Below are 14,397 nucleotides of genomic sequence, written 5' to 3' on the forward strand. Positions count from 1 at the left end.
TGTTGAAATTCTTTTTATGGGATTATTGCAACCTCTTAAACAGATTTACAAAAACCTCATTTCTTTTCGGGATCGAAAGTTTTGAAGTCCCCCTCAGCAAAAGGATTGTATTCTTCCTCAGCTTCTATATCTTCTTGTTTCTTTTCCTGGATCTTAACATCCAACTCTCTGAACAATGCATTGATATCCTCTGGCTCTTCTTCATTGCGAGCGGCACGTTCTTGTTTTATTTTTTCCAATGCTTCTTTGGATAGGAAAGTCATCTAACACTCCTTATTAAAGCTCATCTTTATAGCATAGCATTTTTATAAACCGTTCGATGCTTTAATCATGGACTTATTCAGGATACTATTAAGGCCTAGATCATGTCATTGAGAAAAGATGCATGCGCAGACGTCCTTTTTTTGAGAGTCTATTAGGTGAACTCGATACTGCTTTACGCACGTTAATGCCGCCTCGGCCACGTGTAAGTAAGCGGCTGACCCCAGCGCATGATATCCCTGAAAATCCTTTAACCAATGAAGAAAAGCGCCATGTTGCGGGCCTCATGCGCGTCAATCTTGCAGGTGAAGTTTGCGCCCAGGCACTCTATCGCGGTCAAGCATTAACCGCTCGCCTTGCCGAAGTGAGAAATCAAATGGACAAGGCTGCAGCTGAAGAAGTTGATCATTTGGCCTGGTGTGAGGAGCGATTACACGATTTAAATAGTCAGCCCAGCCTATTAAATCCTGTGTGGTATTTTGGCTCTCTTGTACTTGGGATGGCCGCTGGCTTGGCAGGTGATCGCTTAAGCTTAGGTTTTTTGGCTGAAACGGAACAGCAGGTTTCTCAGCATTTGCAAAAACATATTGCAAGATTACCTAAGCAAGATCGCAAAACAAAACGCATCCTAGAGCAAATGCATGAAGATGAAGCTCATCATGCCGATGTTGCGATCAGGGCCGGAGCAGTAGACTTACCTGATTTTATTAAAAATTTAATGCGCAAGGTGTCTAAAATAATGACTCGTTCTAGTTATTACTTTTAATTATGATTAACTTTCTGCTCATTCTCGCAGGTTTCGCACTGGTATTATTGAATGCCTTTTTCGTTGCTGCCGAATTTGGCATGGTAAAATTACGGCAAACACGGGTCGCCCTCATTAAAGAAGAATATCCCTGGCGTGGTGGGATCCTGGCTAAAGTTCATCAACAACTTGATGCCTATTTATCTGCTTGCCAATTAGGCATCACCCTGGCCTCTCTTGGTTTAGGCTGGATTGGAGAGCCTGCCTTTACGCGCTTGCTTGCTCCAGTTTTCCACCAGCTTGGTTTAGTCAATCCGACATTAAATGAATTCATCAGTTTTATCATTGCTTTTTCTTTATTGTCTTTCTTGCATATTGTCGTTGGCGAATTAATGCCTAAATCGCTAGCCATTCGCCAAAGTGAACCTATCTCCTTATGGACCGCCGTGCCCTTATATCTATTCTATTGGTTCATGTACCCTGTCATTTGGCTCCTAAATAGCTGTTCCAATTTTCTTTTAAGGCAATTAGGGATTGATATGGTTCATGAAGCGGAGCAATTCTTCTCTAGTGAAGAAATCAAATTGATCTTACGTTCCAGTGAAGTACACGGGGAATTAACACAACAAGAACGCAGTATCCTTGCACATACCTTAGAGCTAGGCGATGTACGCGCGATGGACGTCATGCGCTCTTATGACGATATGGTCATGTTAGAAACACCTATTCGCAATAGCGAATTGGTTGAAACCTTAAACCATTATCGCTACAGTCGTTATCCAGTTTACGATAAAGCAAAAAAGCAAATCATTGGCATTGTGCACGTGAAAGACTTACAGCCTTTGTTACATGAAGCGAAAGCAGAATCTGAATTATCCTTGAGTGAGATTACAAGACCTGTGCCTAAAATTTCATATCGACTTCCTGCACTCGCATTGTTACGACAATTTCAAGCAGGGATGCCACATTTTGCCTTGGTTTATGGGCGGCGTGGCGCTACTGTAGGCTTCTTGACGCTGGATAATTTATTGCATTTGGTTATTGGCGTTATTAAAGATGAATTTCACAAAACACAGGATGAGTGGATAACTCATGATGACGGCAGTATCACTGTAAAAGGAGATTGTCCACTGTACACTATAGAAAGAGCGTTACAGCGTGAACTAACATTTACTACGGAAGAAGAGGAAGAAATGGCGACAATTGCCGGTTTAATCATTCATAAACTGGGTCGCGCACCCAAACCAGGTGAAACCATTGCATTCCCTGATTTTTTTGCCACTATAGAACGTATAGAGGGCGCTCGGATTAGACAGGTTCGCGTTATGCCTATCATCGGAGAAGTAACATAGAGAACCCATAAACATCATTCAGTAAGGATTATCATGACTTCAGACATTTTGTTTATCTTGTCAGTTATAATGGTAGCCTTTCTGTTTGATTTTATTAATGGTTTTCATGATGCGGCGAATTCAATAGCAACCATAGTTACCACTGGTGTTCTAACTCCTCATCAAGCAGTTATTTGGGCTGCATTTTTCAATTTTATCGCTTTTATGGTCTTTAATTTGATGGTAGCAAAAACCATTGGCAGCGGTCTCATCGATACGGATATTGTTGATACTAAACTTATTTTTTCTGCGTTAATCGGAGCCATTTTTTGGAATATTGTTACTTGGTACTATGGCCTGCCTTCAAGCTCTTCCCATGCATTAATTGGTGGTCTTGCGGGGGCTGCAGTAGCTAAAGGTGGCATAACATCACTTAAAATTTCCGGCTTTATAAAAGTTATCATCGGGATTTTTGTTTCCCCGTCTATGGGCTTAATCCTAGGGCTCCTTCTGACCTTCGTCTTCAGTCGCTTATTGAAATATTACGGTGAGGAAAAACTTAATCAGTCCTTTAGAGGATTTCAATTGGCTTCTTCAGCGTTATTGAGCCTAACCCATGGAGGTAATGATGCGCAGAAAACCATGGGCATTATTGCCGTGCTACTATTTTCAATTGGCTGGCTAGGAGAATCTTTTTATGTCCCCTTTTGGGTAGTGATTTCCTGTCATTTAGTTATTAGCTTAGGCACCCTGGCTGGTGGATGGCGCATTGTACAGACAATGGGATACAAGATCACTGAACTTAATACCATGCGCGGCTGCGCGGCAGAAACGGGGGCCGCCGTTATGATTTTTGTTGCTACGCAATACGGTATCCCTGTTTCTACCACTCACACCGTAACTGGATCCATTGCAGGCGTGGGCCTTATCAATGGAATGAGAGGAACATATTGGCCCATCCTGAGACGTATTTTTCTTTCCTGGCTATTTACCATTCCGTCAGCAGGGGTTGTGGCAGCAGCAATTATGTTAACCATCCATTAGGGTCTTGTTGACAAATTCTTTTAAGAGCACAAGCCAACTTAAAATTGTTTTTAGCCTTCGCTAAATTGGGTTATCCACCATTGTTGTGAAGCGTGTATGTTTTTAGGCACAGGCTCCACAACGATGGTTTGTAATAGCGCAGGCTGAAAAGGACCAGCTGATGTTGCCCATTCATAAGTTATCTGAAATTGCCAAGAATTCTTTTTCTGAGCCGTTTTTTTTATTTTATAAGAGGTTATCCATGGGCTAGAAGCTCCTGAAACCCAATAGGGCCAATTATCTTTATATTTATTTTTTAATTGATCAGAAAACAACATAAATTGCACCGCCCCATTACGATCTTTATTTGCCTCTGCAAACATAGACGCCACAGCATCTGGTGTTTTGGGGGCCAACGCTTTTTCTAGCATTAAAATTCGAGCCGCATCTGATTCTGACTGTGATATCGCCTCAGCAAGACCAAGTGTTGGGAGGGCGAATAAAACCAGAGAATAAATCAGAATCATTTTAAATGTTGAAGTTTTCACTATGCTTCCCAGATAACATTGAAAATCGTAAATAGTTTACTCCTGGCTAGAAACCATCACAACCAACAATACAAACAACGTGTCTAGCGAGACGCAACAGCAATTAGGGGACGTCCCTATATTAACAATTCATTGATATAGTGTATTAACCCCTGCGCCATCGTTGTCAGAAATAATCCATATAAGCCAGCCCCCACATAAGCCAAGAATAAGATCACACCATCTTTTTCCGCTAAACCCAATCCAAACAAAATGATTAACGAGGCAAAAATAAAGTTACTAAAAGGGATGGGTAGGAGTAATAGAAGACTTAAACTCAACATCACCAAACCATGCAGCCTCTCCATGGCAGGATGAGTAAAGAAAAGCCATCTAGGTTTCAGCAATTTTTCTATGGATCTCAGATAAGGGACTGTTTGTTCGACAACTTTGGCAAATTTAGCAAATTCAAAACGTCGGTTGGCCAAGCTTTTTGGCAACCACAAGGCGCGCCTGGCAATAATGATATGAATCGCGATGAAGACAATGGGTAATCCAGTAATGAAGGAAAATCCAGGAATAGCAGAAATAGGCAAAGCGCTGGGTAAAGCAAAAAGAATGATAATCAACCCAAATGCTCGATCACCAAACGTCTTAACCAATTCCCCAAAACTTATGGTGGCATCACCCTGATGAGTTTCTACCGTTTTCAGTAAGAGATCACATATGCTTGTGCGCTTTTTGTTGTTGATTTTGTCCAATTGCCACCCTCACAAATTAGCGTCCAGGCTTGTCTTGTACATTCAGCGCGCTATGGAATCGGCTATATACCCAATAAATAATAAGCCCGACAATCATCCACACCGTAAAGCGCACCAACGTTATCCAAGGCAAATGCACGATCAAATATAAACAGCTAAGCACACCCAAGGCTGGGATCAACGGCGAAAAAGGAGTCTTAAATGGCCTTGGCATCTCAGGGTGAGTATAGCGAAAAATAAGTACACCTACACAAACAACAATAAAAGCAAACAGAGTGCCTACATTAACTAATTCTGCCAAAGCATCAATGTGCACGAAGCCTGCCGCTAACGACATGATAATACCACATAACACGATGACTCTAATGGGGGTTTTTGTATATGGATTTGTCATTCCGAAAAAGGCTGGTAACAGACCATCACGAGACATAGCAAGAAATACTCTGGTCAAACCATAGTATAAAACCAGCATGACCGTTGTTAAACCTGCAATAGCGCCAACGCCAACCAAGCCAGCAACGATTCGATGTCCTAATAGCAACAGAGCATGGCTTATCGGAGAAGCCACATTGAGCGTACTGTAATTCGTTATTCCGGTTAATAATCCTGATACGATCATATACAAGACCGTACAAATCAACAGTGAACCAACAATGCCTATCGGCAAATCACGTTCGGGATTGATTGCTTCTTCCGCTGCGGTTGATACAGCATCAAACCCAATATAGGCAAAGAAGATGAGTGAGGCTCCTTCAACAACCCCTGTCCATCCAAAAGGCATAAAAGGAGACCAATTGTATGGCTTAACCTCAATGATCGCGATGATAATGAACAGAAGAATAACCGCCAATTTAATAAGAACCATTGTATTATTGAAGCGAGAGCTTGACTTAACGCCCCAACACAAAAGCAGCCCCAAAACAACAATGATGCTAAAAGCCGATAAATTAAAAACACCACCTCCAGCCGGTCCATGTAATAAATATTGCGGCAACCCAAGATGCATCGCCCGAAGAAAATCATTGAAATAACCGCTCCATCCTACGGAAACCGCGGAAACAGCAACCGCATATTCAAGTAACAAATCCCAACCCACGATCCAGGCAATAACTTCACCAAAACCAGCATAGGCATAACCATAGGCACTACCGCAACCACCCACTGATGCGGCCAATTCAGCATAGGACAAGGCCGCAAAGGCACAAGCGAAACCAGCTATCACATAAGATAGAATAATGGCAGGCCCAGCCTGAGTCGCAGCAACAATACCTGTTAGTACAAAAATACCCGCGCCGATAATTGCTCCCACACCTAAAAAAATTAGATCAAAAGCAGAAAGGCATTTTAATAAGCGGTCATCTACTGGTTGAATATCGGTGACGGCTTTTTTGCGGAATAAGTCCATGATAGTATGCTCTCAGATAGATGACTATACATAATCCATAGCCCATCATTAATATGCATTCACTCTGCATGAAGCATGCCAGAGACAGAGTATGTTGACAAACTGATGAAGAAAAATCTTATTAGCTTGCTTTTATTACTCCACTTAAATTCTGCTATCTCAGGGCAATATTCTGAAGCTTGCTCTACCTGGGGTTCATTGCTTAAGCCGATATGTCACAGAATGCATCAACTCTGGAATGAGGGGAGTAATGAACTCTATATGACAGGCTATGCTTGGCACAATCGCTATACCTACGAGAAACATAAAATCGATAGCTACAATGAGCTGGCCTGGGGTGGGGGGTTGGGCAAAGGACTATATGATGAAGATGGTGATTGGCATGGAATTTATGCCTTGGCTTTCCTTGATTCACACAAAAATGTTGAACCAGCTGTGGGTTATGCCTTTCTTAAAGTTGCGCACCTGGGTATAAACACGCGTCTGGGTGCTGGTTTTACGGTTCTGGTGACACAACGTCCCGATATTTACGATGGAATCCCCTTTCCTGGCGCCCTACCATGGCTTTCATTAAATTACCGCAGCTTAACTGTTTCCGGAACCTATATCCCCGGCTCAAAAGGAGCAGGCAATGTACTTTTCTTACTGGCAAAGTGGACTTTTTAATGGGATTTAAGTTTTCCTTTTATCAGAAATTATTTCTTGCAAGAAGCATAATCGCTTGCTAGTCTGGCAAGGAAATTTTCACTAAGCATAAACAGGGAGTATTATATGAAGTTTGAATCCAAGCTTATCGCCTTTGCAGGCGCTTTGGTAATTGCTGGATCCTCTTTTGCCTTTAAAACACCTCCAACTTGTCCAAGCATTGCTGACATCAAGGTTGAAGGCTTATCCAATGCGGAAAAGTTAATGGAACACCTCTATTTTGGGTATCAAATTAGTAATTATAAGAGTGACATGACATGGATCTTTGCTGCTGGTCCTTTTGAAGGAGATTCCGAGGAAGAAGCCTTGGAAGAAGGTAACAAAGCGCTTCGCTATTTGTCCGGCAGTCCAGCTGCTGAACCCGATCAAGGCGGCTGGGTATGCCTCTATGAGATGGGTGATCATTTTGCTGTAGCCCTACAATCTGATAACCTACCTTCACCCTATAGAATGAAGCATTATTTTTCTAAAAAACGTTAATTCATTGTGGTCTGTTGCCATTGTCAACAGACCTAAACAGCACGGAAAAATTTTCCGTGCTCTCTGCGAGTCTAGAGATGCAGGAACGGTGCAGTTGGGCTACAACAGATCCTCTTTATATTTCTTACCATGATGAAGAATGGGGAGTGCCAGTAAGACACTTTAAAAAATTGTTTGAAATGCTTATTCTTGAAAGCATGCAAGCAGGATTAAATTGGTTAACGATTTTAAAGAAAAGAGAAGCCATGCGGCAGGCCTTTTTACATTTTGTACCAGAAAAATTAGCTCGTTTAACCGATGAAGATATCGCAAAATTACTAACCAATGAAGGCATCATTCGTAACAAATTAAAAATTAATGCGGTGCGTAACAATGCCAGACATTTTTTAAATGTTGCTGAAAGAGAAAACATTGTTGATTATTTCTGGCAATTTACCGGTGGCAAAGTTATGCAAAATAAATGGCAGCGATTGGCCGATGTGCCAGCCGTTACCACTGAATCAATAGCCATGGCAAAGCAGCTAAAGAAGGATGGCTTTTCTTTTATGGGTCCAACAACCTGTTACGCCTTTATGCAAGCAGTGGGTATGGTCAATGACCATCTTCGCTGTTGCTTTCGTTGGGAGCAACTACAGGATGGATAATTCACCAACATTCACTTATCTCTCTTTCTCCTAGATATTCTTGAATGCGCCGACGCGTTGCTGGTGAAAGATCATCCGGTAATTGATCCAATGGAAACCATTGTTGCTGTGCGATTTCATCAGAAGTAACTGTTTTCTGGATACAACCACGCCCTATGTAGAAGATAACATAATCGTCTCTTTTCTGCTCCCTATGATGATAAACAGAAAATAGCTCTAAGGGGGAAGTTAAAGTGACACCTACTTCTTCTTGTAGCTCTCGCTCCATCGCTTGCCGTGGTGTTTCTCCTCGCTCAACACCACCCCCTATGGTATACCAAAAGCCTTGTTGATAGGTATGTTTTACCAGTAGAACATGATCATTATCGATAAGCAGGATCCTGACACCAACTGTTTTTTTTCCAAGAACAGCCAGTACCAAGCAGCGAAATAAATAGTAGAGTCTCATAGCATTCCCTTGGGAAGAGATTTCGTTAGGGAGCGTTCCCTAGATTAATGAAAACTTTTCCATTAAATGGGTAAGCCACTTCTAATGCACTTATCACCTTGCGCGAATTCATTAATCAATATACGTATAGTTGCTGCAACAATATCTTCTCGTTTAACCGCTTTTTTATCATTACTTGTGTAATAAATTGCCACGACAATTGGAGCACATTTTGGTGGCCAAATAATTCCAATATCATTGGTCGTCCCATAATAAAAGCCGGTTCCCGTTTTATCTCCAACTGTCCAACCTTTAGGTACACCTGCCCTGATACGATTATCACCTGTTGTATTGGTTTTTAACCAAGACAACAATAGTTCACGTTGTGGCTTGGCCAGGGTATTCGTCAAAGCCAATCGTTTTAAACTGTTTGCCATCGCTGAAGGTGTGGAGCTATCGTGCAAATCACCCTGACCACCTGACATAGCCTCGGTTGGCCACTCATGGTCTTGACGAAAAGAATGGTCCCGAATACTGCGTGCAAAAGCATTCATGCCTTCCACCCCTCCCAATATTCTCACCAGAAGATTCATGGCCGTATTGTCGCTATAGCGGATAGCAGCGGCGCATAATTCAGCGACCGTCATTCCATCGGCCAAGTGTTTTTCAGTAATAGGATTCCAGTTTGTTAAATCACTTTTTGTGTAAGTTACTTTTTGCGAGAGAAGTGTCCTATCATTCATGCTCTTTTTGAGGATAGCCGCAACACCAATAACCTTTGAAGTACACCCCATAGGAAAGCGTTCATTTGCACGATATTGCAGATGTGTATTATTTGCTGTATTGATTGCATAGACACCAATTCTCCCGCCAAAAGACGCTTCAAGCTCCGCCAGTTTTTTATCAATGGAAATTGGTTGGCTAATTTTTTGTACTTCTGCAAATAATGGTGCACAGACACTAAAAGAGATTGCAATAACGACCAGTGAAGATAGCCATTTGATTGGGAAAAGACTCATAATAATTGTTTCTGCATTTAAAATGCAGGTATCATGCATATTTGTTGTTTAAAAATCAAGCTTGAATCAAAATACTAGTACGTGAAATTGCTAAAGGAAATTCCCCCCAGTGACTCAATATAAGACATTAAGAAACTACCTTTTTCCCATTATCTTGTTTTTGTCTATTCTGCTAGGCGGGTTAACTGGTTATTTCTTCGCTCAAGCAGCCAAATGGTTAAAACCTTTTGGTGATATCTTTCTAAATTTGATCCTCACAGCAATCGTTCCTCTCATTTTTTTCAGTGTGTCATCAGCGATTGCACGCACTGGCTCATTAGGAAAACTGGGGAGAATTATTTTTTATATGATTGTTGTCTTTCTGTTTACAGGATTGGTAGCTGGAATTTATATGCTTTTTATTGTGAAGCTTTTCCCGCCGGCAGATAGTGTTTATTTACAATTAACCACTCCAGAAAAACTATCAACCGTTAACTTCTCTAGTCAAATTGTGGGCATCTTCACATTGCCTGATTTTTCAAAGTTGTTTTCACATGAACATATATTAGCTTTAATCCTATTTTCAATTTTGGTTGGTCTTGCTGTAACTGCTGGTAATGAAAAAACCAGAGTATTTACCTCATTTCTTCAAGCGGGTGAAGAGGTTTTTATGAGGGTTTTTTCGTTGATTATGTATTATGCTCCGATAGGCTTTTTTGCCTACTTCGCTGTAACCGTGAGCGAACTTGGACCTCAGCTCATAGAAAGCTATGTTCGCCTGACGATCATTTATTATGTTGCTGCACTCATTTATTTCATCTGCGCATTTACCTGCTATGCCTATTTGGCCGGAAAAATGGAGGGAGTTAAGTTATATTGGAATAATGTATTTCTTTCCATGGTTACTGCCATCGCCACATGCAGCAGTGCCGCAAGTATTCCAGCAAATTTAGTCGTAACGAAAAAAATGCGTGTTACTCCAGACATTTATGAAACCACCATTCCCCTTGGGGCTATTATCCATAAAGATGGATCAGTCATTGGCGGCATGATTAAAATAGCATTTCTGTTTGGGATTTTTCATTTAAATTTTACAGGCGCTTCGGTTTTACTCACTGCTCTTGGTGTTTCCTTACTGGTTGGTACAGTGATGGGGGCAATCCCCAGTGGCGGGATGCTTGGCGAATTATTAATTTTAACTGTCTACGGATTCCCACCTTCTGTTTTACTTGCCATTGCCACCATCAGCATCGTCATCGATCCCTTAGCAACCATGCTTAATGTGACTGGGGATAGTGTGAGTAGTATGATGATCACCCGTTTAGTTGAAGGCAAGAAATGGTTCAGCCGGATGGACGATGAATCGTCCATCCCAGCTAGTTCTTAAATCTTGTTCTGATTTCTCAAGCTCAAGAAACTTGCGCAAACCATAGATTAATACCTTCAACCAAGGTTGGATGAGCAAACATGACATCACGTAGCTTTTGATAGGGCATCTCTAATTCCATGGCCAACTGTATCACTCCTAAAACTTCACCCGCTTCTGCACAAAAGATAGAAACCCCAATAATCAAATCCGTCTTTGCATCGATCACCGCTTTTAGTACCCCCGCAGTTTCCCCTTGCGTTTTAGCCCGAGGAATAACAGCCGCAGGAATCTTGGCAATTTTCACTGTATAGCCCTGGGCTATAGCTTGGGTTTCTGTTAACCCTATACGAGCCAACTCAGGATCAAGAAATACGGTATAAGGAATTAATCGGTCCTGAGAAGATAGTTTTTGTGTGGGGTTATTCAAATTATGTTTTAAAAGACGATAATCGTCCAAAGATAAGTGGGTAAATTGCGGCCCACCTTTAACATCCCCAATTGCCCAAATACCAGGCACGGAAGTTTCAAGGAATTGATTAACCTTAATAAATCCTCGCTCATCCAAAGTCACATTGGTTTGCTGCAAATCCAATCCTTCTGTATTAGCCACCCGTCCCACAGCAACTAAAACATGGCTACCCTTAACAATGTCCGTTTTGTTTTGGTGACTGATCTCAATGACTACATCACCATTTGCCTCGCGGATATGATTGATCTTGGTATTCAAAGCAAAACGGATGCCCTCCTGGGTTAACAGATTAAGGACTTGTTCAGCAATATCTTTATCTTCACGATTTAAAAACTCTGGACTGGCTTCGATAACCGTGACATCAGCACCAAACCGGCGAAACATTTGCGCAAATTCCAAGCCAATGTAGCCTCCACCAATAATTAACAAATGTTTGGGTACTTCATCCAATTTCATTAAGCTTTCATTAGTGAAATACTTGATTTTATCGATCCCAGGGATTAGAGGAATAAAAGGCAATGCACCTGTGTTGAGAAAAATGTTATTCGCCGTGATCTCCAGTTTACTTTGTCCTTGGCGAGGTGAAGAAAGATTAACTTCGATCCGTTTATGACCAATAAAACGAGCTCTACCAAGCATCAAATCCATGCCTGAATCTAAAAACTGCTTAAGGTTAGCTTCACGCATAGCATTAACAACGCTATCTTTGCGAGCCCGTACTGCTTTAAAATCAATAGGCTCTAACTTGGCCCGCACACCATAGTTTTGTGCTATCCGACAATAATGAGCAACTTTTGCGGATTGGACGAGTGTTTTAGTAGGGATACAAGCCACATTAATACAAGTACCACCAATCTGATTATCTTCAATCATTGCTACTCGCTGTCCGCTTTTCGCGAGATCCATTGCCAGGGTTTTTCCGCCTTTACCGCCCCCTAAAATAATAGCGTCATATTGTTGCACCATGGTGATCTCCAAATCTTATTCTTACTAGTCCATGCACTTGCATAATGAATTTAACTATATCCATTCTCCCTATACATCGTCAAAGCAAAATCACCGTCCTGGATCAAATTTTGCTAGAGAACATTCAATTATCTTATGAGCGAATAAGATGGACTCTAATATAAAGGAAGATGGCCTTTACTTATTCAAATTATTTGGTTTTGAGGTAAGACTTGATTGGACATGGTTTTTCCCAGCCATTCTTATTACGTGGACACTTGCTGCTGGTTATTTCCCCCTAAGATTTCCGGGTTTTAGTGTAAGCCATTATTGGATTATGGGGATCGCTGGAGCAATAGGACTTTTTTTATCAATTATATTGCATGAGTTATGTCATTCCTTAGTCGGACGGCTATATGATATCCCTATTTCAGGAATTAAACTGTTTGTTTTCGGCGGAATAGCGAAAATGAGCGCCGAGCCACCGAGCCCTAAGTCAGAGTTCTTAATGGCCGGTGCTGGCCCCTTGCTTAGTATTGGTTTAGGAGTAGCTTTTTATATTCTTTTGCAAATCGGTACTCAGGCGAACTGGCCTATTTTGTTCAATGGCGTAATAAGCTATCTGAGCATGATCAATTTTGTTCTGGCGGTCTTTAATTTGCTACCTGGGTTCCCTCTGGATGGTGGGCGGATACTGCGTTCCATCCTATGGTGGTGGTCTAATGATCTGAAATGGGCTACCCGCATTGCTTCCAAAGGCGGAACCTGGCTAGGCTTCAGCATGATTTTCTTTGGGATCATCCAATTTATTCAAGGAGCACTCATCGCTGGGCTCTGGATGGTCTTAATTGGTTTCTTTCTGCAATCCCTTTCGAAGATGTCCTATAAAGAGCTCTTTATTAAAGAAATGTTTCGTGGGGAGGCTATAAAGAAATACGTCAAAACGAACCCAATCTGGGTGGAATCTGATATGACGCTGCAAGAATTAGTGGATAATTATTTCTATCAGTACTACCACAAACTCTATCCGGTTATGCGAAATGGTAGATTGGTAGGCAGTATTTCCTTTGATACTGTAGGCGAAATAGAAAAGAAAGAATGGCCTAGTGTTAGAGTCAAGCAAGTAATGTCTGACTGCTCAGAAAAGAATGTCGTCGACGTTGAAACAGACGTCGCAAAGGTTCTTGAGATCATGCAGGCTCACAATGTAAATCGTTTGATTGTCACGCAACATGGCAAGCTCTATGGAATGATTACGCTTAAGGATTTAATGGATATCGTTTTTATCAAGCGCGTACTTAGGGGCTAGCTTTGGAATAACTCAACACCCATCCTTAACTCAATGGCAGTGATGCTTAACTCGAATAATATTTAGTTCATCTGTCTTGATTTTCATTTCCATGCTTATTCTCTGGTTCTTCTTTATTCTTTGGTTCTTCTGATTTCTGTTCAATGAACTGAATTAGTTTGTCTTGAAAAAGATCCACAGTATAGGCATGAGAGATTTCAATTCCCTCGCTATCTAAGGCTTTTTTGATACCTGATAATACTTCATCACGTGAATAGCGAATATCACCGGGTTTGGGCTTTGTCCACCATGTAATTTCGAAGTTAACACCTGAAGCACTTAACTCCTGTACATAAATTTGAATGTACTGATCTTTATTAACCGATTCACATTGAGTGACGGCATCTTTGAGCACGTTGCGTATTTTTTCCAGGTCATCATTATAATTAAAACCACAAATTGCCTGTATTCTTCTGAATTTTTGATCTGTCAGCACACGAACTGAGTTAGTAAATAATAATGCATTTGGGATGACAATGCGTACACCATCCGTGCGACGAATATGCGTATTACGCACAGACACATGTTCTACTGTGCCATCCTGCTGAGTTGTCTCGATGTAATCGCCTATATGAAACGGCTCGCGCAGCAGAATTAAAATTCCAGCCAGGAAATTTTCAATAATATCTTTAAAGGCAAAACCGATGGCGATCGATGAAATACCTAATGCCGTCAAAACGTTTGCTGGAGTTACCGATGGGAAAAGAATGGTTGCTACGATTAGAATACCAACCAACCAAATCAGAATCGTCATCATTTTTTGGAGAACAATCACTAAATTCGAACGAATCCACATGCGCCTTAGATATTTTCTGAACAAAAAAGCGCTCGTTTTGGCAACGAAATGGGTAATGATTAAAAAAAGGATGGCAATGAGGATATAGGGTGAGCGAGAAGCAAACTCTTTCGCGAAACCATCGAGTGTTTTTAGAACAATATTAACATATTCCATCATTAAT

Annotated in this window: 16 protein-coding genes; 8 read left to right on the plus strand and 8 right to left on the minus strand. The window is 41.3% G+C overall.

Going from position 1 to position 14,397, the window contains the following annotated elements; translation table 11 throughout:
- Window positions 1-56 precede the first annotated feature (56 nt).
- The gene (locus tag CKV79_RS13400) at window positions 57-263 is read right to left on the minus strand and encodes a hypothetical protein (protein WP_028372448.1); all 207 of its coding nucleotides are present in this window, start codon (window positions 261-263) and stop codon (window positions 57-59) included.
- A gap of 122 nt (window positions 264-385) precedes the next feature.
- Between CKV79_RS13400 and coq7 the strand changes: the two genes are divergently transcribed.
- Genes coq7 through CKV79_RS13415 form a run of 3 tightly spaced genes read left to right on the plus strand, consistent with a single transcriptional unit; the run spans window position 386 to window position 3,381 of the window.
- A complete protein-coding gene (gene coq7, locus CKV79_RS13405) occupies window positions 386-1,027 on the plus strand; it encodes a 2-polyprenyl-3-methyl-6-methoxy-1,4-benzoquinone monooxygenase (RefSeq protein WP_028372449.1) in 642 nt (213 codons plus the stop codon).
- 2 nt (window positions 1,028-1,029) lie between these two features.
- Window positions 1,030-2,358: a hemolysin family protein gene (locus CKV79_RS13410; protein WP_028372450.1), complete on the plus strand. Its 1,329-nt coding sequence runs from the start codon at window positions 1,030-1,032 to the stop codon at window positions 2,356-2,358.
- A 33-nt stretch (window positions 2,359-2,391) separates the two neighbouring features.
- Window positions 2,392-3,381 (plus strand): inorganic phosphate transporter, encoded by a 990-nt coding sequence (locus tag CKV79_RS13415; RefSeq protein WP_028372451.1) that lies wholly within the window; start codon window positions 2,392-2,394, stop codon window positions 3,379-3,381.
- A 50-nt stretch (window positions 3,382-3,431) separates the two neighbouring features.
- Here CKV79_RS13415 and CKV79_RS13420 read toward each other — a convergent pair whose 3' ends face one another.
- The 3 genes from CKV79_RS13420 to CKV79_RS13430 all read right to left on the minus strand — a co-directional run bounded on the left by CKV79_RS13420 (window position 3,432) and on the right by CKV79_RS13430 (window position 6,053).
- On the minus strand, window positions 3,432-3,908 hold the full coding sequence (locus tag CKV79_RS13420) for a hypothetical protein (RefSeq protein WP_028372452.1): 477 nt from the start codon (window positions 3,906-3,908) through the stop codon (window positions 3,432-3,434).
- Between the two features lie 116 nt (window positions 3,909-4,024).
- A complete protein-coding gene (locus tag CKV79_RS13425; protein WP_065236370.1) occupies window positions 4,025-4,648 on the minus strand; it encodes an exopolysaccharide biosynthesis protein in 624 nt (207 codons plus the stop codon).
- Window positions 4,649-4,664: 16 nt separating this feature from the next.
- Window positions 4,665-6,053 carry an amino acid permease gene (locus CKV79_RS13430; RefSeq protein ID WP_028372454.1) on the minus strand — a complete coding sequence of 463 codons (1,389 nt, stop codon included), beginning with the start codon at window positions 6,051-6,053 and terminating at the stop codon, window positions 4,665-4,667.
- A 105-nt stretch (window positions 6,054-6,158) separates the two neighbouring features.
- Here CKV79_RS13430 and pagP point away from each other — a divergent pair, with 105 nt between their 5' ends.
- The 3 genes from pagP (at window position 6,159) to CKV79_RS13445 (ending at window position 7,882) form a co-directional block, all read left to right on the plus strand.
- On the plus strand, window positions 6,159-6,719 hold the full coding sequence (gene pagP / locus CKV79_RS13435; protein WP_028372455.1) for a lipid IV(A) palmitoyltransferase PagP: 561 nt from the start codon (window positions 6,159-6,161) through the stop codon (window positions 6,717-6,719).
- Between the two features lie 105 nt (window positions 6,720-6,824).
- A complete protein-coding gene (locus tag CKV79_RS13440) occupies window positions 6,825-7,238 on the plus strand; it encodes a DUF4949 domain-containing protein (protein WP_028372456.1) in 414 nt (137 codons plus the stop codon).
- Window positions 7,239-7,315: 77 nt separating this feature from the next.
- Window positions 7,316-7,882 carry a DNA-3-methyladenine glycosylase I gene (locus CKV79_RS13445; protein ID WP_028372457.1) on the plus strand — a complete coding sequence of 189 codons (567 nt, stop codon included), beginning with the start codon at window positions 7,316-7,318 and terminating at the stop codon, window positions 7,880-7,882.
- A gap of 1 nt (window position 7,883) precedes the next feature.
- On the opposite strand, the gene CKV79_RS13450 is transcribed toward CKV79_RS13445, so the two are convergent.
- Entirely contained in the window at window positions 7,884-8,330 is a 447-nt protein-coding gene (locus CKV79_RS13450; RefSeq protein WP_028372458.1) for an NUDIX domain-containing protein, read from the minus strand.
- A gap of 62 nt (window positions 8,331-8,392) precedes the next feature.
- Window positions 8,393-9,367, minus strand: a complete 975-nt coding sequence (gene bla / locus CKV79_RS13455) for a class A beta-lactamase (RefSeq protein WP_197697231.1) — start codon at window positions 9,365-9,367, stop codon at window positions 8,393-8,395.
- 70 nt (window positions 9,368-9,437) lie between these two features.
- Between bla and CKV79_RS13460 the strand changes: the two genes are divergently transcribed.
- The gene (locus tag CKV79_RS13460; RefSeq protein WP_028372459.1) at window positions 9,438-10,694 is read left to right on the plus strand and encodes a dicarboxylate/amino acid:cation symporter; all 1,257 of its coding nucleotides are present in this window, start codon (window positions 9,438-9,440) and stop codon (window positions 10,692-10,694) included.
- Between the two features lie 22 nt (window positions 10,695-10,716).
- Here the strand turns inward: CKV79_RS13460 and CKV79_RS13465 are convergent, their stop codons facing one another.
- A complete protein-coding gene (locus CKV79_RS13465) occupies window positions 10,717-12,111 on the minus strand; it encodes a mercuric reductase (protein ID WP_028372460.1) in 1,395 nt (464 codons plus the stop codon).
- Window positions 12,112-12,259: 148 nt separating this feature from the next.
- Between CKV79_RS13465 and CKV79_RS13470 the strand changes: the two genes are divergently transcribed.
- On the plus strand, window positions 12,260-13,399 hold the full coding sequence (locus CKV79_RS13470; RefSeq protein WP_035914971.1) for a site-2 protease family protein: 1,140 nt from the start codon (window positions 12,260-12,262) through the stop codon (window positions 13,397-13,399).
- A gap of 67 nt (window positions 13,400-13,466) precedes the next feature.
- Here CKV79_RS13470 and CKV79_RS13475 read toward each other — a convergent pair whose 3' ends face one another.
- On the minus strand, window positions 13,467-14,393 hold the full coding sequence (locus tag CKV79_RS13475; RefSeq protein ID WP_051546073.1) for a mechanosensitive ion channel family protein: 927 nt from the start codon (window positions 14,391-14,393) through the stop codon (window positions 13,467-13,469).
- Window positions 14,394-14,397 lie beyond the last annotated feature (4 nt).

It is taken from the genome of Legionella lansingensis, assembly GCF_900187355.1.
Classification (GTDB): domain Bacteria; phylum Pseudomonadota; class Gammaproteobacteria; order Legionellales; family Legionellaceae; genus Tatlockia; species Tatlockia lansingensis.

Excerpts from the sequence above, each read along its gene's own strand:
- CKV79_RS13400 (WP_028372448.1), bottom strand. The coding sequence starts at position 263 with ATGACTTTCCTATCCAAAGAAGCATTGGAAAAAATAAAACAAGAACGT.
- coq7 (WP_028372449.1), top strand. The coding sequence starts at position 386 with ATGCGCAGACGTCCTTTTTTTGAGAGTCTATTAGGTGAACTCGATACT.
- CKV79_RS13410 (WP_028372450.1), top strand. The coding sequence starts at position 1,030 with ATGATTAACTTTCTGCTCATTCTCGCAGGTTTCGCACTGGTATTATTG.
- CKV79_RS13415 (WP_028372451.1), top strand. The coding sequence starts at position 2,392 with ATGACTTCAGACATTTTGTTTATCTTGTCAGTTATAATGGTAGCCTTT.
- CKV79_RS13430 (WP_028372454.1), bottom strand. The coding sequence starts at position 6,053 with ATGGACTTATTCCGCAAAAAAGCCGTCACCGATATTCAACCAGTAGAT.
- pagP (WP_028372455.1), top strand. The coding sequence starts at position 6,159 with ATGAAGAAAAATCTTATTAGCTTGCTTTTATTACTCCACTTAAATTCT.
- CKV79_RS13440 (WP_028372456.1), top strand. The coding sequence starts at position 6,825 with ATGAAGTTTGAATCCAAGCTTATCGCCTTTGCAGGCGCTTTGGTAATT.
- CKV79_RS13445 (WP_028372457.1), top strand. The coding sequence starts at position 7,316 with ATGCAGGAACGGTGCAGTTGGGCTACAACAGATCCTCTTTATATTTCT.
- CKV79_RS13450 (WP_028372458.1), bottom strand. The coding sequence starts at position 8,330 with ATGAGACTCTACTATTTATTTCGCTGCTTGGTACTGGCTGTTCTTGGA.
- bla (WP_197697231.1), bottom strand. The coding sequence starts at position 9,367 with ATGCATGATACCTGCATTTTAAATGCAGAAACAATTATTATGAGTCTT.
- CKV79_RS13465 (WP_028372460.1), bottom strand. The coding sequence starts at position 12,111 with ATGGTGCAACAATATGACGCTATTATTTTAGGGGGCGGTAAAGGCGGA.
- CKV79_RS13470 (WP_035914971.1), top strand. The coding sequence starts at position 12,260 with ATGGACTCTAATATAAAGGAAGATGGCCTTTACTTATTCAAATTATTT.
- CKV79_RS13475 (WP_051546073.1), bottom strand. The coding sequence starts at position 14,393 with ATGATGGAATATGTTAATATTGTTCTAAAAACACTCGATGGTTTCGCG.